General features: G+C 60.9%; 18 protein-coding genes. 8 read left to right on the forward strand and 10 right to left on the reverse strand.

All coding sequences use genetic code 11. The features are described 5' to 3' along the window. Positions 1-8: 8 nt before the first annotated feature. Positions 9-683, reverse strand: coding sequence for a TRAP transporter small permease (locus K349_RS18550; RefSeq protein WP_026368724.1), 675 nt, complete (start codon positions 681-683; stop codon positions 9-11). Further along, positions 680-1,741: a TRAP transporter substrate-binding protein gene (locus tag K349_RS0104865; protein WP_026368725.1), complete on the reverse strand. Its 1,062-nt coding sequence runs from the start codon at positions 1,739-1,741 to the stop codon at positions 680-682. Before K349_RS0104865 ends, K349_RS18550 begins: the two co-directional genes overlap by 4 nt. Positions 1,742-2,187: 446 nt before the next feature. On the opposite strand from K349_RS0104865, the gene K349_RS0104880 reads away from it, so the two are divergent. Further along, positions 2,188-3,201: a DnaJ C-terminal domain-containing protein gene (locus K349_RS0104880; protein ID WP_026368727.1), complete on the forward strand. Its 1,014-nt coding sequence runs from the start codon at positions 2,188-2,190 to the stop codon at positions 3,199-3,201. A gap of 282 nt (positions 3,202-3,483) precedes the next feature. Beyond that, complete coding sequence (locus K349_RS19840) at positions 3,484-4,539, forward strand: PocR ligand-binding domain-containing protein (protein ID WP_026368728.1); 1,056 nt, start codon at positions 3,484-3,486, stop codon at positions 4,537-4,539. A 78-nt stretch (positions 4,540-4,617) separates the two neighbouring features. Here the strand turns inward: K349_RS19840 and K349_RS0104895 are convergent, their stop codons facing one another. From K349_RS0104895 to mntA, 3 genes are all read right to left on the reverse strand, one after another. After that, positions 4,618-5,586, reverse strand: a complete 969-nt coding sequence (locus K349_RS0104895; protein ID WP_026368729.1) for a pyridoxal-phosphate dependent enzyme — start codon at positions 5,584-5,586, stop codon at positions 4,618-4,620. Positions 5,587-5,863: 277 nt separating this feature from the next. Next, on the reverse strand, positions 5,864-6,316 hold the full coding sequence (gene hepT / locus K349_RS0104900; RefSeq protein ID WP_026368730.1) for a type VII toxin-antitoxin system HepT family RNase toxin: 453 nt from the start codon (positions 6,314-6,316) through the stop codon (positions 5,864-5,866). Continuing rightward, positions 6,306-6,779: a type VII toxin-antitoxin system MntA family adenylyltransferase antitoxin gene (mntA, locus tag K349_RS16435; protein WP_026368731.1), complete on the reverse strand. Its 474-nt coding sequence runs from the start codon at positions 6,777-6,779 to the stop codon at positions 6,306-6,308. The genes hepT and mntA overlap by 11 nt, the downstream gene beginning before the upstream one ends. A gap of 367 nt (positions 6,780-7,146) precedes the next feature. Here mntA and clpB point away from each other — a divergent pair, with 367 nt between their 5' ends. After that, positions 7,147-9,849, forward strand: coding sequence for an ATP-dependent chaperone ClpB (gene clpB, locus K349_RS0104910; protein WP_026368732.1), 2,703 nt, complete (start codon positions 7,147-7,149; stop codon positions 9,847-9,849). A 36-nt stretch (positions 9,850-9,885) separates the two neighbouring features. On the opposite strand, the gene rarD is transcribed toward clpB, so the two are convergent. Next, a complete protein-coding gene (gene rarD / locus K349_RS0104915; protein WP_026368733.1) occupies positions 9,886-10,815 on the reverse strand; it encodes an EamA family transporter RarD in 930 nt (309 codons plus the stop codon). A gap of 181 nt (positions 10,816-10,996) precedes the next feature. Between rarD and yfcE the strand changes: the two genes are divergently transcribed. Then, positions 10,997-11,548: a phosphodiesterase gene (yfcE, locus tag K349_RS0104920; RefSeq protein ID WP_026368734.1), complete on the forward strand. Its 552-nt coding sequence runs from the start codon at positions 10,997-10,999 to the stop codon at positions 11,546-11,548. Positions 11,549-11,786: 238 nt separating this feature from the next. Here yfcE and K349_RS0104925 read toward each other — a convergent pair whose 3' ends face one another. From K349_RS0104925 to K349_RS16440, 4 genes are all read right to left on the reverse strand, one after another. Continuing rightward, positions 11,787-13,280, reverse strand: a complete 1,494-nt coding sequence (locus K349_RS0104925) for an FAD-binding oxidoreductase (RefSeq protein ID WP_245587999.1) — start codon at positions 13,278-13,280, stop codon at positions 11,787-11,789. Positions 13,281-13,799: 519 nt separating this feature from the next. Further along, on the reverse strand, positions 13,800-14,813 hold the full coding sequence (locus K349_RS0104935; RefSeq protein ID WP_026368736.1) for an electron transfer flavoprotein subunit alpha/FixB family protein: 1,014 nt from the start codon (positions 14,811-14,813) through the stop codon (positions 13,800-13,802). Positions 14,814-14,831: 18 nt separating this feature from the next. Then, entirely contained in the window at positions 14,832-15,623 is a 792-nt protein-coding gene (locus tag K349_RS0104940) for an electron transfer flavoprotein subunit beta/FixA family protein (RefSeq protein WP_026368737.1), read from the reverse strand. A gap of 75 nt (positions 15,624-15,698) precedes the next feature. Next, a complete protein-coding gene (locus K349_RS16440; RefSeq protein WP_026368738.1) occupies positions 15,699-16,457 on the reverse strand; it encodes a FadR/GntR family transcriptional regulator in 759 nt (252 codons plus the stop codon). 256 nt (positions 16,458-16,713) lie between these two features. Between K349_RS16440 and K349_RS0104950 the strand changes: the two genes are divergently transcribed. The 4 genes from K349_RS0104950 to K349_RS0104965 all read left to right on the forward strand — a co-directional run bounded on the left by K349_RS0104950 (position 16,714) and on the right by K349_RS0104965 (position 21,023). Next, complete coding sequence (locus tag K349_RS0104950; RefSeq protein ID WP_026368739.1) at positions 16,714-18,234, forward strand: NAD(P)/FAD-dependent oxidoreductase; 1,521 nt, start codon at positions 16,714-16,716, stop codon at positions 18,232-18,234. Further along, positions 18,231-19,484 (forward strand): NAD(P)/FAD-dependent oxidoreductase, encoded by a 1,254-nt coding sequence (locus K349_RS0104955; protein WP_026368740.1) that lies wholly within the window; start codon positions 18,231-18,233, stop codon positions 19,482-19,484. The genes K349_RS0104950 and K349_RS0104955 overlap by 4 nt, the downstream gene beginning before the upstream one ends. After that, positions 19,481-19,897, forward strand: coding sequence for a DUF1667 domain-containing protein (locus K349_RS0104960; RefSeq protein WP_026368741.1), 417 nt, complete (start codon positions 19,481-19,483; stop codon positions 19,895-19,897). Before K349_RS0104955 ends, K349_RS0104960 begins: the two co-directional genes overlap by 4 nt. A gap of 100 nt (positions 19,898-19,997) precedes the next feature. Further along, the gene (locus K349_RS0104965) at positions 19,998-21,023 is read left to right on the forward strand and encodes a TAXI family TRAP transporter solute-binding subunit (RefSeq protein WP_026368742.1); all 1,026 of its coding nucleotides are present in this window, start codon (positions 19,998-20,000) and stop codon (positions 21,021-21,023) included. Positions 21,024-21,513: the final 490 nt, after the last annotated feature.

The following is a 21,513-nucleotide window of genomic DNA, read 5'->3' on the forward strand; positions in this document are numbered from 1 at the left end:
AGCAGCCCTCACTCTCCCGGAGATGTTGGTGAGCCGCGTTCTTCGGAAGCGTTGTCCGAAGCGTCCGCGTCCGACGGAATGTTCGTTTTTTCGGGCACAGAGGACGAAGGTACGAGCCCCCGTTCCACCGCCAGGAGCAGGGACAGCAGGAGGAGCATCCCCATGCCCAGCGGCACCGCCGACAGAGGAATCGCCTTGGGGATGTTCAGCGCCATGGTGCGCATAGTCCACGTGCCCGCAACGTTCTGGGCGCCGAACCAGACGAGGAGCCCCAGGACGAAGACCGTCACGCCGAGGCGGAAGAGCGCGAGGGGAAGCCATGTCCACCGGGGAAACCGTGGCAGGAGAAACTCGATGGCCATATGGTCCCCCCGGTAGAGTGCTCCCGGTGCGCCGAGGAGGACGAGCCACACGAGGGAAAAGCGGGCCACTTCCTCCGTCCAGATGACGGAACTTTTGAAGATGTACCGGAAGAGCACTCCCAAAAGAATGTCCCCCACGTTGATCACGAGGAGTGCCCCCGCGAGCCATGCGCTGGTTCTTTCGAGAAACCGGGTCAGTCCTGCGATGTTTCCGAATCCGCGGCGAGGGTGTTCTTCGGGAGGAACGGAAGGAACGGCCGAGGCCGCCCCTTCCGTATCGGTTCTGTCGCAACGGGAAGCGTTCGTTTCGTTCACGGTCACTGAGCGGCTTTCTTGTTGGCTTCCGCGGCGCTTTCCAGGGACAGCTTGAGCCATTCCTCACCCACCTTGCTCTTGAGCCAGTCCACGTAGGCAGGCTGGCCTTTCTCGCGGAATGCGTCGAGCTCGGTCGGCGTCGGTGCGTAGGCGATCATGCCCTTCTCCTTGAGGAATTCCACCTGTTTGGCGTCCGCTTCCTCCACCTCCTGGCGGCTGATCTGGTTGGCCTTCTTCGCCGCCTCGACGACCACCTTCTGGTCCTCCGGAGAGAGAGAGTCGAAGAGGTCGCCGTTCATGACCAGGAACTGGTCGGAGTACTGGATGTTCGCCAGGGTAAGGTACTTCTGTACTTCGAAGAGGCTTCCCATGATGATGTACATGGCGGGGTTCATCTGTCCGTCCACGACGCCGGTCTTGAGGGCCATGTAGAGTTCGGTCCAGGGGATTGGCGTGCCGCTGGCGCCGAAGGCTTTGTAGAGCACTACCTGTCCCTCGTCCATGCCGCGGAACTTGAGGCCTTGGAAGTCCTCGGGACTCTTGATTTCCCTCCTGGAATTCGTGAAGGCGAGGAATCCTCCCTCTTCGACGGCCTCGAGGAGCAGCGCCCCCGTGCGGGCACGGAACTCCTCCTGGGCTTTCTTCCAGTAGGCGCTCTCGTCATGATAGAGATGGGCGGCTCTGTAACTGTTGAACATGAAAGGAATGGCCGAAGCATAGATTTCGGGGAAAACCGGCGCGACTCCCGCGAAGGAGGCCACGTTCATGATAGGCTGGTTCAAACCCTTCTTCATGAGGAGTTCCATGCGCTCTTCCTCGGTGCCGAGCTGACTGTCGGGGAAGAGTTGGAGCTTGACTCGGCCCTCCGTGCCTTCCTCCAGGAATTTCTGGAAATTGAGGACAAAGGCATGAACGGCGTTGTTCGCTGCGTCGGGTGGTCCGTTGTAGGAGATCTTCACTGTCACCGGATCTGCCGTGGCGGGAAGTGCAGTTGCCAGAACCGCCGCGAGGACGAGAAGGAAAAGAAAACTCCACCGGGTGGAAACGCGGGTACTGCATTTCATCAAAGATCACTCCTTCCCAAAATGAAATCACCGGGTTCCCGGAAACTCAAGGAACACGATGTCATTCTATCCGTGTTTTCCCTTTTTGGGGAGGTGGCTTTCCTTCAAAAAACTCCCACTTTTCTGCTCGAACAGAAGGAAAAGGAACACATTCCGGGGAAAGTGGAGGGTTCTCTTTCTCAGAAGCTCCTTTCCCCATGGTTATCCCGGAGAATTTCGAAAGAAATACACTCCATTTCGAAGAAAAAAAGAGGAAAACGGAAAAAATCAACAGGGAAGTTTTCTTCTTTGCGAGCCACGTCGATTCGTTCCCCTTGTCTGAAAAAGCGCAACTCCTATACTGAGAATAGGTCAAATAAGGTCAGAATTTCTCGGTGTCTCCGACGAAACCGAAAAAATGTTTCAGGGTGTGTGGATCGGAGGCCCCGGAAGGGGAGGGAAAAACCATGCCGGTCGCCTACAAAGACTACTATGCCATTCTGGGTGTGGACAGAAAGGCGTCGGAGGCGGAAATCCGGAAAGCTTTCCGTCGGCTTGCCAAGGAATGGCATCCCGACGTGAATAAAAAAACGGGAGCGGACGAGCGTTATCGTGAAATCAACGAGGCCTACGAGGTTCTCAAGGATCCGGAGAAACGCGCCCGGTACGATGCGCTGGGCGCAGACTGGCAGAATGGCGCGGACTTTTCGCCGCCTCCGGGTTGGAGTGGATTCCACGGAGGAGCGGGAGATCCGTGGCAGAACGTGGAAATTCACTTCTCTTCCTCCGATGAGAACGCTTCCTTCGGAGATTTCAGCGACTTTTTCCGTGCCGTTTTCGGAGGAGGAGCCTTCGGCGGCGGAGCGGATCGCTTTGCCGCTTCCGGGCGAAACCGGCATCGTTCCGGCGCTTCTGCGGGAGACGGTGCGGAATTTTTCGGGGAAAAACGAGGAGAGCGGAGTGACAACGGTACGGTGGAACTTACCCTGGAGGAAGCCGCCAAGGGATGCACGAAAAATTTCCTTGTGGAGACGGCTTCGGGGGGACGACGCTCGCTCGAAGTCCGCATTCCGCCCGGTGTGACCGAGGGGTCCAGGGTGCGCATCGCAGGGCAGGGGGACCCCCGCTCCGGTGGTGATCTCTTTCTTCGAGTGCATCTTCTGCCGCACCGTCACTTCACTCTAGAGGGACATGACCTTATCACTACGGTGGATATTTCTCCATGGGAGGCTGCTCTCGGAAGTGACGTTGCCGTTCCCACGTTGAACGGACCTGTTCGGGTGAAGGTTCCGGCGGGTAGTTCCAGTGGCCGGCGTCTTCGCCTTCGCGGCAAGGGCATGCCCAAGCGGAGAGGAGAGCCGGGGGATCTCTTCGTGGTGCTTCGCATCGTGGTTCCCAAATCGCTCTCCGCCAAAGAGCGGGAGCTTTTCGAGCGTCTTTCCCGGGAGTCCACCTTCGATCCCCGGGGAGAGCACAGATGATGCGCGTGAAGAAACGGGAATGCTTGCCCCGCAGGTTTTCGTTCTTTTGTCCGACCTCTTTGAGCGAAGGGCGTCCGCATGGGACGCCCTTTTGTCTGTGGACCATTCCGTGTGATCCGCGGTTTTTAAACTGTCCTGGGACGTAAATCGAGCAAAAAATCAAAACATGGCAAGGCGTGAAATCCACTGAAATGTTTCTGCCGCCGTTAGTATAAGTTGCTATAATGCAAAAAGAGTTGCAGGAGGCGGTGGAACAGAAAAAAGGAAAGGTGGGGGGGAAGCATGGATATCTCCAAGGTGGAACTGAAGGATGTCATGGACCTAGAGTTCATCCAGAAATTCCAGGATTGCTTTGCCAAAGCCATGGGAATGGCGAGCATCACCGTGGACATGAAGGGCCCCGTGACGAAGCCGTCGAACTTCACGGAATTCTGCATAGATATCACGCGGAAGAGTCCGGAGGGATTCAAACGGTGCAACGAATGCGACATCAAGGGGGGGCAGGAGGCTGCCCGCACTGGAAAGCCCTCGGTGTACTTCTGCCACGGGGGACTCATGGACATGGCGGCTCCCATCATGCTCAAGGGGCGCCAGATCGGCAGCATGCTCGCCGGTCAGGTTCTTCCGGAGCCTCCCGACGAGGAGAAGTTTCGGCGTATCGCTCGGGAGATCGGGGTGGATCCCGATGACTACATCCGTGCGCTCAGGAAGATCCGTATCGTTCCTGAAGCAAGCATCCGTGCCGCTGCGGACCTTCTTTTCCTCGTTACCAACGCCCTTTCGGAGATCGGCTACCAGCGCCTCCTCAATCGGGACAACGCGGCTCATTTCGAGGGACTTTCGGAGGAATTGCACGGCGATGTGTCGTCCATGGCGGACATGTCGAAGCGTCTTTCCGACCAGGTTGCTTCTCTCGTCACCACCTCCGAGAAACTTCTGCAGGCGTCCTCCGAAGCGCGGTCCAAGGTCTCCGAGACGGACGAAATCCTTGGCTTCATCCGGAACGTGGCGAACCAGACGAAACTACTGGGGCTCAACGCTGCCATCGAGGCGGCCCGGGCGGGTGTCCACGGCAAGGGATTCGCCGTAGTGGCCGATGAAGTGCGCAAGCTCGCCGACGTGAGCGTCAACTCCGCCGGCAAGATCGAGAGCATTCTCCAGAGTATCACCGGAGGCATGGACGCCATCGAGGACGGCATCGGCCAAACCCGAAGCGTTGTGGAGAGCCACACCGCCCACATGGCGGAGATGGCTTCGGTCATCGATCACCTCAAGGAACTCACCACCCGAATCGAGGCTGTGGTTACCACCCTTCGGGAGACTGCCACCCTGCGATAGAGAGGCGAGCCCGCTACTCCTGTTGACAGCTTTTTGTTTTCACGAAGAAAGGGCGGTTCCGGAAGGGGCCGCCCTTTCTCATGCGCAGGGGACGAGTTTCTTGGCGGAGGCCGGAAGGCTGTTCGCGCAGAAGCGCCGTTCCCAGTCGGAGAGGATGCTCAAGGAGACGCCCGTGCCACCGCAGACCACCACGAGGACGCGCCGGGCGTCTTCGAGGGCGGGAGCGTTGTCGTAGAGAACGGAGAGGGAGGCGCCGCAGGCGGGCTCCACCAGGACGCGGTGGTCGTCGGCGAAGGCCAGGCAGGCCCGGACCGCCGCCGCATCGCTCACGATGCAGGAACGGACGGGGTGCAGGGCGTTCACTTCGAGTGCTCGAGGTGTCACCTGTCTTACCGCCAACGTGGCCGCGATGGTATGGATCGTCTCCAGGCGAACGAGATGCCCAGCCTGGAGGGATGCCGCGAAGGAGGCCGCGCCTTCGGTTTCGACGGCCACGATGGGAATGTCGTTCCAGTTGTGTTTGTGGAGCCCTTCCACGATGCCCGAGAGCAGACCGCCGCCGCCGACGGAGAGAACGAGCGCGTCGGGTTTGTCCATCTGCGCGGTCAGTTCGTCCACGAGGGTGGTGTAGCCTTTCCAGAGCGAGGGATGGTCGAAGGGAGGAATGTAGGCACACCCTTCTTCCCTGGCCAGTTTCAGGGCATGGCGTTCCGCATCGTCCCAGACGTCACCCGCCGCGATGACCCGCGCCCCCTCCGAGGCGATGCGCTCCTGGGCTACCTCCGACGTGGTCACGGGAACGACGACGGTGACGGGGACGCCGAGTCTGCGTCCCGCATAAGCTACGGCGTATCCCGCGTTACCGCCGGAGGAGGAAACGAGATGGCGTTTTCCCGTCGCCACGGATTCGCTGCAGAGGCGTCCGATGCCGCGAATTTTGTAGGATCCGGCGTTCTGGAAGCATTCCATCTTGAGAAAGACGCTTCGTCCCGTGCGTTGGCTCAGAGGTTTCGACTCTACGGTGGGTGTCGTGCAGTGCAGTTTCATGGCTCTCGTCCTCCCTGTCTCTGTCGAATCAGCGTTCTGGATCGTCCCTCCGGAAAAACAAAAAAAGAGGCCGGGGCCCCTTGGTACGGGCCCCGGCCTCGCTTTCGACCATATGGCGCTAAGCGCCGGTCCTGCGAGGAGGAGCCGCGCTCGTAATAATAATGATGGCGGAGCAGAAGGAACACGTGAAAGGTGCTGTGTCGTGGTGCATGTCACTCATGTCCGTCCGCTCCTTCCGAAAAGATTTGTGCGTTTATACCACGGAATGCGCGGGAGGTCAAAGGGTTGATTTTTCTCCGAAATTCTTTGCTCTGGTTTCGTCCCACCTGAGCACGGCGTCACCATATCTGCGAAAGTCCTCAAGGTGATGTGTGGCGATGGCAAAGACCACGTTCCAATCGACGGATTTATATTCATGGATGGCGATGTTCCGAAAACCAACGGCTTTCTTCATCCGGAGCGCGAGTTCTTCCGAGAGGATGCCGAGTCCGAGGAGTCCTTCGAAGGATCCTGCCATAGACGAGGGAACTGGGGCTTTCGGCTCTTCGGAGAGGATGTGTGCTGCAATGTCTACGCAGATTTGGACGCTTCTTTGGAGGTTGAGGGCAATGATGTCCTGTGCGTCGAGGTCGTTTTTCAGCTCGGAGGCACTCTTCGGCCGTTTCAACTCGATACGGTCGATGCATCGGCGGAGGGATTCGAGTTTGACGAGGACCAGATCACGATCCATGGAAAAACCTCCTTGCGCGGGTCGTGAGAATGCGGCGAAGCAGGGGGAGTTCGTCTTCCTGAAAGGCGAGCATGGCGAGTGTCAGCTTTGTCCGTAGCTCGGGGGATTTGTTGCACAGCACGATGCCTTTCGTGAGCACCTGCGTAAGAATGAGTCCCTTGGCCGCTCCCAGATCCACCAGATCGACGTCTCGCCCCATAAGGTCCATCAGCTCTAGACGCAAGGCCTCGAGGGTATCTTGGGAAAAGGGGGTGGAAGCCGCCACGGCGAGGTCGATGTCGCTGTCGGGGCGCAACGAGGATGATGTGGCGGATCCGAAGAGGAGGGCAAGCGCAACATCGGTCCTTGCGGCAAAATAGTCCTCAAGGTGCGCGACAAGGGCCTGGAGCGTCGGAAAACGTTCCGAAAAACTCGTTTGCAGCGGGTCTAAAGGCTGGATGCTGGAATGATCGTTCTTGAGCATGTGTTCCTCCTGAGGCGGCGCGTCTGTCCCGGTGGCGGGATTGTGCGCGTCGAATCCCCTGTGAGGAAAGTATACCAGAGGGCACACTGTGTCCACGTGTTTCAAGGATAAAACGAAGCAATGCGGCGAATGAGAGAGAAAGATGGCCTTTTCAGCGAATATATTTCTGTGACGTCGAATTTTCAAGTTTGGGAGCACTTGTTTGTCCTTTACTGACCTTTATACTGGATGAAGATCAAAAAAGGTCAAAAACATCTCCGTAAAGTTGTCGAGTGTCCGCCGACGAAGGCGAGGTGCGCCGAGAAACCGGACGGAAACGTTCGGGCGAGGCGCGCGAGAAACGACACGTGAAAGGATGCTGATGCACATGGATCTGAACAGGTTGACCCAGAAATCTCAGGAGGCGCTTCTGACGGCACAGAATCTGGCCGTTTCGTCGGGGCATCAGGAAGTGGACGGGGAGCATCTGCTCCTATCGTTGCTCCGCCAGGAGGGAGGGCTCGTCCCCAGGCTTCTGCACCGCATGGAGATTCCCGTGGAGACGCTGGCCTCCGGGGTGGAACGCGAGCTCTCTCGGCGGCCCCGTGTGTCGGGCCGGGGCGTCGAGCCGGGAAAGATCTACATCTCCCAGCGTTTGCAGCGACTGTTGGTGGATGCGGAAGAACGGGCGTCGCGTCTGAAGGATGAGTATGTCTCAGTGGAACACCTCTTCGCTGCGCTCGTCGCCGAGGGGACGAACACGGCGGCGGGGCGTCTTCTCAAGGATGCGGGGATCACGGAAGAACGCTTTCTGAGTGTCCTCGCGGAGGTACGCGGGCGGGTGCGCGTGCAGAGCGCCACGCCGGAAGGAACCTACGAGGCGCTTTCCCGATACGGGCGGGACCTGGTGGAGCTCGCCAAAAGCGGCAAGCTCGATCCCGTCATCGGCCGAGACGAGGAAATCCGTTCGGTGATCCGCATTCTGAGCCGCAAGACAAAGAACAACCCCGTGCTCATCGGAGAGCCCGGTGTCGGAAAAACCGCCATCGCCGAGGGATTGGCCCACCGCATCGTCCGTGGCGATGTTCCTGAGGGGCTCAAGGATCGCTCCATCTTCGCCCTCGACATGGGGGCCCTCGTCGCGGGGGCAAAGTACCGTGGCGAATTTGAGGAGCGTCTCAAGGCGGTGCTCAACGAGGTGAAGGAATCCGACGGAAGGGTCATTCTCTTCATCGACGAACTGCACACCATCGTCGGCGCCGGCAAGGCCGAGGGCTCCCTCGACGCGGGAAACATGCTCAAACCCATGCTCGCCCGGGGTGAGCTGCACTGTATCGGTGCCACCACCCTCGACGAATACCGGGAGCACATCGAGAAGGACGCCGCGCTGGAGCGGCGCTTCCAACCCGTCTACGTGGAGCAACCCTCGGTGGAAGACACGGTGTCCATTCTCCGGGGCCTGCGGGAGCGTTTCGAGGTGCACCACGGCGTGCACATTCAGGACAATGCGCTCGTGGCTGCGGCGGTGCTGTCGAACCGCTACATCACGGAGCGTTTTCTGCCCGACAAGGCCATCGATCTCGTCGACGAGGCCTGTGCCATGATCCGCACCGAAATCGACTCGTTGCCGGCGGAACTGGACGCGGCGGCACGGAAGGTGATGCAGCTCGAGATCGAAGAGGCGGCGCTGAAGAAGGAGACGGACAGGGCCTCGGAAGCCCGGCTCAAGGTACTCCAGAAAGAGCTTGCGGAGGCTCGGGCGGCAGCGGACGCCCTGCGCGCCCAGTACGAAGCGGAAAAACAGGCCATTGCCAAGGTGCAGGCCCTGCGCGAGCAGATCGAGAAAGTGCGGCGGGAAATCGAGCAGGCCGAGCGGGCCTACGATCTGAACCGGGCGGCGGAACTCCGCCATGGTGCGTTGCCCGATCTGGAGCGGCGTCTCGCCGCGGAGGAGGAACAGCTCCGCCACAACCAGGGGACGTCTCACCTGCTTCGGGAGAAGGTCACGGAGGACGAGATCGCCGCCATCGTGAGCAAGTGGACAGGTATTCCCGTGTCGCGCCTTGTGGAGGGGGAGCGGGAAAAGCTGCTCCGCCTGGGGGACATCCTCCACCAAAGGGTGGTCGGTCAGGACGAGGCCGTGGAGGCTGTGGTGGATGCGGTGCACCGGGCCCGGAGCGGTCTGAAGGATCCCCGGCGCCCCATCGGCTCCTTTCTCTTTCTCGGTCCCACGGGGGTGGGCAAGACGGAGCTGGCCAAGACGCTCAGTGCGGCTCTCTTCGACAGCGAAGAGAACTTGGTGCGTCTGGACATGTCGGAGTATATGGAAAAGTTTTCCGTCTCCCGTCTCATCGGAGCGCCTCCGGGATACGTGGGGTATGACGAGGGGGGGCAGCTCACTGAGGCGGTACGACGCCGTCCCTATGCGGTGATTCTCTTTGACGAGATCGAAAAGGCCCATCCGGACGTCTGGAGCATCCTGCTCCAGATTCTCGATGACGGGCGCATTACCGACAGCCACGGGCGGACGGTGAACTTCAAGAACACCGTGCTCATTCTCACGAGCAACTTGGGTGCATCCCTTCTGTTGGATGGTATTTCCGACGACGGGCGCATCCGGGAGGAGGTGCGCGAGGCCGTGCTCGGGGAGGTGCGGCGCACCTTCCGTCCGGAGTTCCTGAACCGCCTCGACGAGATGGTGCTCTTCAAACCTCTCACGATTACAGAGGTGGAGCGCATCGTGGAACTCCTTGTGAACGATCTGCGGGCTCGTCTCGCCGAACGGAACGTGACGCTCGAAATGACACCCGAGGCAGTGCGATGGATCGCCCGGGAGGCTTACGATCCCGTCTACGGAGCTCGGCCGCTCAAGCGCTTTCTGGCCCGGGAGCTGGAGACGCGCCTTGCCCGGAAGATTCTCTCCGGCGAGATCCCGGATGGCGCTGCAGTGACGGTGGCGCTGGACCAGGACCGGGGGCTGACGCTCCGGGTGGCCCCTTTCGAGGCCCCCGGGAGAGAGGACGCCGGAATCAGGGAAGATGGAGGAGATGGCGCGCCTACCGTGTCCGTCGAGGGAGAGATTGTGGACTGACCCTAGCCCAAAGCTCCGGGGCGGTCCGGAGTGGGGTCATGCCGCGGCCCGCCTGCGAAGGGCATCCGCGCTGTAAAGCACCAGAGCCGCCCAGATGAAGAGAAACGTCACGAGACGTTTCGCCGAGAAAGGTTCGGCAAAGAGGAAGATGCCGAGACAGAAGGAGATGGTGGGCGACACGTATTGGAGGATGCCCACGGTGGCGAGGTTGATCCGCCGGGCGCCGAAAGTGAAGAGGAGAAGCGGCACGGAGGTGACAATGCCCGATCCCGCCAGAAGGAGCAGGCGGAGAGGGGTACCTGTGCCAAGGGCTCCGGCGCCGCCGGACTCAAAGAGGACGATGGCGCCGAGAGCGGGAATTCCGAGGAACAGGGTCTCCACGAAAAGCCCCGCGGTGGAACCGATGGGGGCTTTTTTGCGCAGCAGGCCGTAGGTGCCGAAGGAAAGGGCGAGCCCGAGGGAAATCCACGGAAGAGTGCCGAGGAGGAGGATCTGATAGCCTACTCCGACAGCGGCCAGAGCGACTGCAAGCGCCTGGAGTCGTCCGAGGCGTTCCCCGAGGAAGAGCATGCCCAGAAGAACGTTCACGAGGGGCGTGATGAAGTAGCCGAGGCTGGCCTCGAGGACGTGTCCCGTGTTGACCGCCCAGATGTAGATCAGCCAGTTCGCGCAAAGGGCAAGGCTGCTCGCCAGGAGAAGGAGCCGTGTCGGCCTCTGTGCGAGTCCTTGGCGGATCTCTCCCAGGTTTTTCGAAAAGGCGACCAGTCCCGTGAGGAAGAGGAGGGACCAGACGATGCGGTGACAGAGAATTTCAAGGGCCGGAACATCCTGCATGGCTTTCCAGTACACGGGGAGCAATCCCCAGGCGACGAAGGCCGCCGTTGTGGCGCATCCACCCCGAATGGCCTCGGAGAGGCCCGGTTCTGCCGCTGACGCAGTGTTGTGCGTGTTCTCCGATGCGTTCATTTTGCGGTGAGTCTCCTTCCCGGTCTGTCCCGTGGTAGAATAGCAAATGGTGGGAATGTCGCCAATCCTCCATAGAGAAGGCGGTTTTTCCCGCCAATGGGCTGTTCCGCGGCGGTCGTGCGACCCGCCGGGAGAAATGTTGCGAAGGATTTGGCGCAAGTGCGAAAGAAAGGACACGGCGATGGAAGGGCGACTCGGAATCATTTCCGACACGCACGGTAACCTGCGAGCCTGGCAGGCCGCTCTGAAAATCTGGGGACGGGTGGACATGATTCTCCATGCAGGGGATGTGCTTTATCACGGTCCGAAGAACCCGCTTCCCGAGGAATATGGCCCTCGGGAGCTCGCGGAGGCCATGAACGCGTCTCCCGTGCCGCTTTTTTTCGCCCAGGGCAATTGCGATGCCGAAGAGGACGCTCGAATGCTCCGCTGGCCTTTGGACGCAAGGACGGTAACGGTTTGGTGGCGCGATATGCTTGTCCTGATGCGGCACGGCGAAAATTTCAGCGCCTTTCGCGACCTGGCGCTGCGCTGCGGGGCCCGGCTTGCGGTGAGCGGACACACCCACGTCGGTTCCGTGGTCCGCGAGGAAGGGACGATCTTTCTCAACCCTGGCTCCGCGAGCCTCCCCAAGGGGCGGGATCCGGCGAGCTGCGCCATTGCCGACGGCGAAGGCATATCCATTCTCACCCTTGAGGGAACGCTCCTGCACCGCGAACCCTGGAATCTCTGAGGTTCCTCCTGGAAAAGGGGTGACGCGGCGGGCCGATATGGTAGCATGGTGTCTCCGGCCAGGTCCGTGGAAAAAATGCCCTTTGCAGCAATGAAGCTTGGGCGCCATCGTAGAAACGACAAGGCACCCGGCCTTGGAGATGCTTCCAGGGCCGGGTGCCTTGTCGTTACGGAAGCGCGGCATTGCGTGCAAGACGAAAGCGGTTCTCGCGGACTCTTCCGAGGCGTGCAGATGCGTTTCAGACCACGAGCTTCCCCGGGTTCAGAATGCCCTTGGGGTCGAAGGCCAGCTTTATCCGTTTCATCAGGGCGATCTGGGCCTCGTCGAGGAAGTGGCTGACGTATTTCTTGCGTTTGAGGCCGATGCCGTGTTCTCCCGAGAGAGTGCCGCCGAGCTGTTGCGTCACGGTGTAGAGTTCCCGGCGGGCCTCTTCCATGGTTTCCTTCCAGTTCTGCCGGTCCTCGCCGAAGAGCAGGTTCACGTGCATGTTCCCGTCTCCCACGTGGCCGAAGGTGACGGTCTCCAACCCGCGGCGCGCACAGATGTCTCCCAGGGCCTTCAGCAGTTCCGGCACGGCGCTGGTGGGAACCACCACGTCCTCCTTGGAGTACTTGCTGTAGAAGGCGATCACCGCCTCGGCGATGGATTTCCGGGCTTTCCAGAGCTTGTCCCGGCTGTTCCGGTTGTCCGCCACGAAAACCTCCAGCGCTCCCCATTTGCGGCAGAGATCGCCCACCCGTTCGTATTCGTCGGCGAGCAGTTCCGCGGAATTTCCCTCGAGTTGGATGATGAGATGCGCTCCCGCGTCGCTTCCGGGAAGCCTGGTGTTGAGAAAACGCTCCGTCAGGGAAATGGAACGATGGTCCATGAGTTCCACCGAGGCGGGAAGGATTTTCCCCTCGGTCATGATTTTCGACGCGCAGGTGACGGCACTCTCCGTGTCGGGGAAGGGAACGAGGAGATCCACCACTCTGGCGGGAAGGGGAAGGAGCTTGAGGATGATCTTGGTTATCACCGCGAGCGTTCCCTCGGAGCCCACGAGGAGGTGCGCGAAGTCGTAGCCCGTCACGTCCTTGCGGCGTTTGCCTCCGAACCAGGTGACGGAACCGTCCGCGAGCACCGCCTCCAGGGCAAGAACAGAGGCGCCGGTGGGGCCGTACTTGATCACCTTGTTGCCTCCGGCGTTCTCCGCCACGTTGCCGCCGATGAAGGAGGCGTCGCCGCTGCAGGGATCTCCCGCGTAGAGCAGCCCTTCCCGTGCGGCGGCTTTGGTGATTTCCGCCGTCACCACCCCGGGTTCGACGGTGATGGTGAGGTTCTCCGTGTCCACCTCGAGGATGCGGTTCATCCTCTCGAAGGAGAGGACGATGCCACCGCAGGCGGGAACGGCGCCGCCGGAGAGCCCCGTGCCGGCCCCCCGGGGCGTCACGGGAATATGCCGTTCGTTCGCGAAAGAGAGAAGAGCGCTCACCTGCTCGGTGGTCTCGGGGAAAACGACCACTTCCGCCAGGTGCGGTTCCTCCCAGAACTGTTTCGCCACCTCGTCGTAGGAATAGGCCTCACGCTTCTCCAGATCCGTCGCGACGTTCCGGCTTCCCAGGATCGCTTCCAGCGCGGTCGTCACCTCCGGCGTTACCGGTGCGTAGTTCATTCCCTCCCACGCGTGGGGTGTCTGTCCCCCTGAATCGTTGCCGATGCCGGTTGACGGTGCATCGCGATGAAGAACGTGCATGACGGGTTCCTCCTCAAACACCGGACCCCCTTCCGCCCTCAAGGAAGCCCTGCGGTTTCTTCTCTTCGAACGGAGATCGCCTCTCGGGTTTCGCGGTTGCCCGAAGAAGCTCTTGGCGGGCATGACAATGTTGTTCTCTTTCCGTTCCTGAACGAGAAAAAGTCTCCATTGTCTATCGTATATCTATCGTAGCGGGAGCGCGTTACGAAGCTGGTTCGCGGAATCTCTTCACCTCGAACTCGATAGCCCCTCTGGGTAGTCCGGAATTCGTGCCGTGAGAGAATTCCGGATGCTGCTGCCTGCGCTTGACAAGATCGGCTTCGGTGGGTCCTGCCCAAGGAAGCTTTGCTTCGCTCCATCCCCGGGCGCGGATAGCCCGGCCGCATCGAGCCAGGCGGAGCTTCTTCTGTGTTTATAGAGCGCAGCGATCCTTCACGAATCTGATCGACAAACCACCTGTCGTTGGCAGGAAAGCGGAAACGGCCACGCACGCCCTCTCTCTTCGTGCTCCCGTGAACCCTAGGAGCGTTTTTCCTTTTTGATGCGCTCGATGAGGCGAGGCACGATGTCGAAGAGGTCGCCGCAGAGGGCCACGTCCGCCACGCGGAAAATGGGGGCTTCGGGGTCCTTGTTGACCGCCACGATGGTCTGGGCGGTCTGCATGCCCGCCAGGTGCTGCACTGCTCCGGAGATGCCCACCGCCATGTAGAGCTTTGGCGCCACGACCTTTCCCGAGAGCCCTACCTGGTGGGGATAGGGGATCCATTTGGCCTCGACGGTGGGGCGGCTTGCGCCCACGCCGCCATCCAGGAGATCCGCCAGTTCCTGGAGGAGTCTGAACGATTCGGGGCGCTTGAGCCCCTTGCCGCCGGAGATCACCACGTCCAGGTCCTGGATGTTGGCTCCCTGTTCCTCGAGATATTCCATGCCGTCGTTGCGGATGCGGCTGGAGAAGAGATGCTCGGGCACGGCGGGATGGAGCACCTCGCCGGTTCTGCTCTCGGGGTCTGGAATGCGGAAGGTGCGTGGGCGCACGGTGGACATCTGGGGGCGGTGGTTCGGTGTCTTGATGGTGGCCATGACATTGCCGCCGATGGCGGGTCTGGTCTGGAGGAGCAGTCCCGTCTCGGGATCGATGTCCAGGCCGGTGCAGTCGGCGGTGAGACCCGTGTTCACCAGGGCGGCCACGGCGGGGAGATAGGTGCGTCCCGCCGTGGTGGCCGGGGCGAGGACGATCTCCGGTTTCTCCGTCTCGATGAGATGGGCGGTCACTTTGGCGATGATCTCCTGGTCGAAGTGTTCCAGAGAGGGATGGTTCACCGCGAGAATTCGATCCGCGCCGTAGCGGATCGGATCGGCGGGGTCATCCTTGAACTCGCCCCCGAGAAGTACGGTGGTGACGGTGCATCCACGCGCCGCAGCCAGCTCGCGGCCCTTTCCGGTCAGTTCGAGAGTGACGGAGTGGATGTGCCCGTTTCTCATTTCACCGAGGACGAAAATGCCCGAGGGCGTTCTTGTCGTTTCTGTCTGCATGGTTCTCTCCTCCCTTCTTTAGAGAAGTGCCTGTTCCTTGAGAAGCGTCACCACGCGCTCGATGCCCTCGTCGAGGCGGCTGCCGCTGAAATGTTCCGTGTTGCGGGTGATCTTCGGATAGGAGATGCGCACCACCCGCGTGGGGGAACCCGAAAGCCCCAATTCCTCCTTCGGCAGGTCTAGAGCCTCGTTTCCGGCCGTTTCCAACGAAAAGCGCCGGGCCTTTTTCTTGCCCGCCAGGGTGGGCATGGAGGGTTCGTTGAGGTCCGAGAGTACCGTGAGCAGACAGGGGAAGGAAAGAATCTGGTACTGATAGCCTTCCTCGATGGTGCGGCGCACCCGGATCTCCGTGGAGGAAATCCGTTCGAGAGCGCTCACGTAGGTGGAAAACGGGAGGTCCAGCATGGCCGCAACCTCGGGTCCCACTTGTCCCGTTTCGCCGTCGGTGGCCTTTTCTCCCGCGAGGATCAGGTCGAAGGGGCCTGTTCTGCGGATCGCCTCGGCGAGTACCCGGGAGGTGGCCCATGTGTCGGCTCCGGCGAAGGCCCGGTCGGTGAGGAGGAGGGCCTTGTCCGCGCCCAGAGCGATGGCTTCCCGGAGAGCCTCCTCCGTCTGGGGTGGCCCCATGGAGAGGACTGTCACCTCTCCGTCCCCGGCTCCTCGTTTGAGGGCGAGTGCCGCCTCCAGGGCGTTCATGTCAAGCGGATTCATGATGGCTCCCACACCCTCCCGGACCATCGTTCCCTTTTCCGGATCCATCTTCACTTCATCCGTGTCCGGAACCTGTTTGACGAGGACTGCGATCTTCATGAACCTTCCCTCCTTGTGGCGTACAGCCTGGACGAGCTTCCGCAAGTATACGGAATTTCGCCCCCCGGGCAATCCTTATTTTTCGCTTCCCGGAAAGAGTGGCTGTTCCGGCAGCGCGTAGAGAGCCCTGGCGGTTTCGTCCAGATGGGTTCCCATGGCCTTGCGGGCAGTTTCGGGATCCCTGTTCCGGATGGCCAGGAGAATGCGGCGATGTTCCTCGACGATAAGATGCGACCAGCGCCGTGACGGCTCCCGGACATGGAAGCGGCGCATGTGCGCGGTGATCCGTCCCATGACGACGGAGAATCCCTCGTAGCTCCGGAGCAGGACCCTGTTTCCCGATGCCTGGACCAGCGTGGTGTGAAAGAGCGTGTTCCAGAGCGATCCCTGGATGGCCTCGTCCGTTTCGTCCCGGGCGCCTTGTTCGCGATGGTCCTGGAGATGGAGTTGTTCCATGTGCTCCAGGCATTCCTCCATGCGGCGGAGATCCTCCTCCGAACGCCGCAGGGCGGCCAGTTCCGCCGCGGGAAGTTCAAGAACTCGTCGCATCTCCAGCATTTCCGGAAGCATTTCCTTCGGCCAGGCCAGAAGGCTCTCCAGACTTCCCGTCAGCTCCTCCAAAGGGAGACGGCGCACGAAGATCCCCTGTCGTTCCCGCACCTCGAGTTCTCCCAGCGCTTCCAGAGTGATGAGGGCTTCCCGAAGCAGAGGGCGTCCCAGTGCCAGCAGATCCGCCAATTCCCGCTCCGTGGGGAGTTTTTCTCCGGGGTGCAGGCGTCTGGAACGGACGAACTCACGGACCCGAAAGACGGTTTCCATCCTCTTGGCGTTCATGGTCGGTCTCCCTTTCCACCGGTTCTCTCACACTCCGGCGGGATATGGTTCGCAATATTGTCTGAAAAATGCGTCAACAGAGTTGTCCTTGTTTCTTCTTCATGGTACAATGCGACATGATTGGTATACCAAGATATACCACAAAACCGAAAAAAGCGCATCATTGAATTTCTTCCTTGGTTTCCGGGAGAAACGGGCGCGGAATTTTCGCGTTTTCTCCGGAGGAACGCTGCGGAGGACGAAGGAGGGAGCCTCTGTGGAAAGGCGGTACGATGTGCTCATTGTCGGTGGCGGTGTCGTGGGGTGCGCCATTGCACGGGAGCTGTCCCGGTACAGGGTGCGCACGGCACTGCTCGACAGGGAGAGGGATGTGGGTCTCGGCACGAGCTGCCGGAACAGCGGGGTTCTCCACTCGGGCATCAATTACACGCCGGGTACGCTTCGTGCCCGGCTCGCGGTGGAGGGGAACCGGCGCATGCATGCCCTCTGTCGGGATCTGCGCGTCAAATGCCGTACCATCGGCAAACTCACCGTGGCCCAGGATGAGGAAGATACGGCAACGCTTGCCCGTCTCCTCGAACAGGGCATCGCCAACGGCGTTCCGGGTCTCCGAATTCTCTGGCCGGAGGAGATGCGGCGTCTTCAGCCCGGTGTGGAGGGAATTCGAGCGCTCCACTCACCTTCCAGCGGCATCGTCTCTCCCTATGCGCTCACGGTTGCGCTCGCGGAAAACGCCGTGACCAACGGCGTCCATGTGCATCTGGGGCAGGAGGTGCTGGATATTCGGCCTCGTTTGCCCGAAGAGGGCGGCGGGTTCGTGGTGCGCACCGCCGCGGGAGACCGTTTCATCGCCCTTGTGGTGGTCAATGCCGCGGGGGTTTTTGCCGATCGCGTTGCGGCTCTCGCGGGTATCCCGGGCTTTCGGATCTATCCCTGCCGGGGCGAATACTACGTTCTGGACAAGCGTTTCAACGGCGTTCTCCGCACCCTCGTCTATCCCGCTCCCCGCCCCCGTCACCCTGGTCTCGGCATTCATCTGACACCCACCGTGGACGGCAACATTCTCATCGGACCCAGCGCGGAATATGTGGAGGACCCGGGAAATCTGGCCTGCACCGCGGCCATTCTCCGGAAGCTCCAGGAGAAAGGACGCGGTCTTCTGCCCGACCTTGCCGGGGCGGATTTCATCCGCAGTTTCGCAGGAATCCGGGCCAAGCAGTCCCCGCCGGAAGAAGGCGGCACGCGGGATTACATCATCGAAGACCGCAAGGACGTGAAGGGGTTCATCAATCTCGTGGGGATCGAGAGTCCGGGTCTTACCGCCTCGCCCGCCATTGCCAGCATGGTGGCGGAGATGGTGGGACGCCATCTGCCGCTTGAGGAAAAGGAAACCTTCGTCTCCTGCAGGGAAGGGAGACGGGAATTCTTCTGCGAACTCTCGCCGGAGGAGAAGGCGGCTCTCGTGGCGGAAGATCCGGACTACGGCGAGGTGGTGTGTCGCTGCGAGGGCGTCACCCGGCGGGAAGTGCTGGACGCTCTGGCGAATCCCCTTGGAGCGAGAACACTGGTGAGTCTCAAGTACCGCGCCCGGGTCACCATGGGTCGTTGTCAGGGAGGATTCTGTCTTCCCCGGATCGTGCGCATTCTCCGGGACGAATTCGGCTACGATCCGGAGGACTACCTTCTTCGGGGCGATTCCTCTCCGCTCTTCGTGGGAAAGGTCCGGGAGGACGCGGTACTCCGCGCGTCCGTTCCTGCGGAAGGGGTGCGGCCATGAAGCGCGAAACCCGTGGCGTGGTGGTCGTCGGCGGTGGTCCCGCGGGGCTTGCGGCGGCTCTTTCCGCGGTGGAAGCGGGATGTGGTGATGTGCTTCTCCTTGAACGGGACATCCGTCTTGGAGGCATTTTGAATCAGTGCATCCATGACGGCTTCGGTTTGCATGCTTTCGGCGAGGCTCTTTCTGGTCCGGAATACGCGGCTCGCTCTATCGACAGGGTGCGAACGCACGACATCGAGGTGCGCACGGGAAGCATGGTCCTCTCCCTGTCGCGGGACAGAGTTCTCGAGGTCAGTTCCCGAAACGGCTACGGTATGATTCGGGCCGACGCAGTGGTCCTTGCCATGGGCTGTCGGGAGCGGACCCGGGAGGCCCTGTCCATTCCGGGGTCTCGTCCCTCGGGGATTTACACGGCGGGGGCCGCCCAGAATCTCATGAACCTGGAGAACATTCTTCCGGGGAGGCGCGCGGTGATCTTGGGCTCCGGCGACATCGGTCTCATCATGGCCCGGCGCATGGTCCTGGAGGGCGCTTCCGTGGAGGGGGTCTACGAAGTGCTGCCCTATGCGAGCGGTCTTCCTCGGAACCTGCGGCAGTGTCTCGACGACTACGGCATTCCTCTGCACCTGTCCACCACTGTTACGGAAATCCTGGGTAAGGGACGCCTCGAAGGAGTTGTGGTCTCCCGGGTGGACGAGAGCCGCTCTCCAATTCCGGGGACGGAGCGGGAGGTTCCCTGTGACGTGCTGCTCCTCTCCGTGGGACTGATTCCGGAGAACGAACTCTCCAGGGGGTGCGGCATCTCGCTGGATTCCCGGACCGGCGGCGCCGTGGTGGACGAGACGTTCATGACGGATGTTCCCGGTGTGTTTGCCTGCGGCAACGCACTTCACGTGCACGACCTGGTGGACTGGGTCTCCGTCGAAGCCGCCGAGGCCGGTCGCGAAGCGGCAAATTGGGCGGCGAGCTTCCGGAGAGGCAAGGAACCGGAGGTGCCTGCCTCTCTTCCCGTAAAGGCAGGCGAGGGAGTCCGGTACGTTCTTCCCGGACGTCTCCGGGGTGGGCGGGATACCGTTTTTTCTCTGCGGGTGCTTGCTCCCGGAAGGAATCGGGATGTGGTTCTGCGCGTGGACGGCAGGGACGTGCTGCGGCGAACCTTTCCCAGGGTGCACCCGGCGGAAATGCTACGCCTTGCTGTCCCTGGAAAAGATCTTCCTCCGGGGGGGCTTGTGGAGGTGGTGTCCTCATGAGCGGGTCCCGGCTTTCGTCGCGCCTGGAATTTCTCTGTGTGGTCTGCCCGAATGGCTGTGATCTGGTCGTCGCCGTGGAGGGAGCGTCGCCGCCGAAAGTACTGGAGGTGACAGGGCATCGTTGTCCCCGGGGTGTGGACTATGCTGTCTCGGAAGTGGAGCGCCCTCTGCGGAGCATTGCGAGCAGTGTTCGGGTCCGGGGTGGAGAGATGCCTCTCGCGAGCGTTCGCACGGATCGCCCCATTCCTCTGGAAGCGGTCTTCGGCGTGATGGAGGAAATCCGGCGATGTGTCGCGGAAGCTCCCGTCCGAATCGGGGACGTGCTTCTGGAGAATCCCGCCGGAACAGTCTGCCGCATCCTGGCGACGCGGAATGTGGAGCATCTGGAGAAGGGTGGGTGTCAAAGGGGCTGAATCTGAAGGAGGCACCGCTGGAGAACACCCGGGCAACGAAGAAGTGCCGTGCGGTTTCGGGATGAGAGACGTGAGAGATCTCGAAAGGAGGACGTGTTTCATGCGGAAAAGCATTCTGTGGGCATTTGTGTTGCTCTTCTGCGCAGCGGTGCTTCTGGCGCCTCTTCATGGTGCGGCGGAAGCGCGGACGTATCGGGTGAACATTGCCACGGCCACGACTGGCGGGGCCTATTACCCCATCGGGAACGCCATGGCCCAGATCTGGACGAAGAAGCTCGATGGCGTCAAGGCCGCCGCACAGTCCACTGCGGGGACGCCGCAGAACGTGGAACTTCTGATGAACGGCGAAGTGCAGATCGCCTTCGGACAGAATGGCGTCTGTTTCTACGCTTTTAACGGAAAGGGCGTCTACGAAGGGAAACCGGGCTTTCCCTTCACCGATATTCGAGGTGTTCTCTCCCTCTATCCCAACGTGATGCATTTCATCGCTCTGAAGGACGCAGGGGTTACGAGCATTGCGGACTTCAAAGGCAAAAAGGTCGTTCCCGGACAAGTTGCAAGCGCCACAGAGATCAACACCCGCGAAATTCTTGGCATCTACGGTCTCAATTACATTAAGGACGCGAAGGACGCGGGGGAGGCGAACGTGAATGCCGACTTCGTGGGCTACAACGAAGCGGTGGACCTGCTGAAGAACCGCCAGGTCCAGGGAGCCCAGATCGCCGGAGGAGTTCCCACCGCTGCGGTGCTTGATCTCCTTTCCTCCGGGGAAATGGTCCTCGTGGACATCGAGGAGGAGAAGGCAAAGGAAATCACCGCGAAGTATCCCTGGTATTTCCCCTACACCATCAAGGCCGGAACGTATCCCAATCAGGACAAGGATGTCCACACTGTAGCCCTTGCGAACATTCTCTTCACCCGGGCGGATGTCCCTGACGAACTCGTCTATATGCTCACAAAGGCCGTTTACGACTATCATGACGACCTTGTCCGCGCTCACAAGGCCACTGAGGCGACCACCCTCGAAAACGCCATGAACGGCATGACCATCCCTGTCCACCCGGGTGCAGTCAAGTACTTTGAGGAACAAGGTATCGCCGTTCCCGACATCAAACCGGCTCAGTAAGGTTTTCCTTTCCTCGGGGGTGGCGTTCTCCTCGGGGCGCCGCCCTCACGAATCTGCAGGAACGGTCTTTCATGCCGAGGGGTCGAAGAGAGGTGATCAATGATGGCCGATGCAAGACAATCGTCAGAGATGGCGGAAAATTCCTCCCGAGCGGCAACCGGGACGATGGAGCCGGAAGCGCGGGAGATTCTCGAAGAAAAAGCGCTGGAGGAAAAAGCCGAGCGCGTTCTCGAAAAAGTCGAAGCGGAATCACGGTTCCGCCGCTACACGGGCAAGTGGGCACTCGCGGTTTCCGTCGTGGCCGTGGCCATGTCCTGTTTCCATCTCTACACGTCGGGATTCGGCGTACTCATGGCCATGAAACAGCGCAGCATCCACCTTGCGTTTCTGTTCGTGCTGACTTTTCTGCTCTATCCAGGGTCAAAGAATGCGCCGAAAAAGCGCCCCTCCGTGATGGACATGCTCTGGCTGGCCGTTTCCGTTTCGTCGG

It is taken from the genome of Aminiphilus circumscriptus DSM 16581, assembly GCF_000526375.1.
GTDB lineage: Bacteria > Synergistota > Synergistia > Synergistales > Aminiphilaceae > Aminiphilus > Aminiphilus circumscriptus.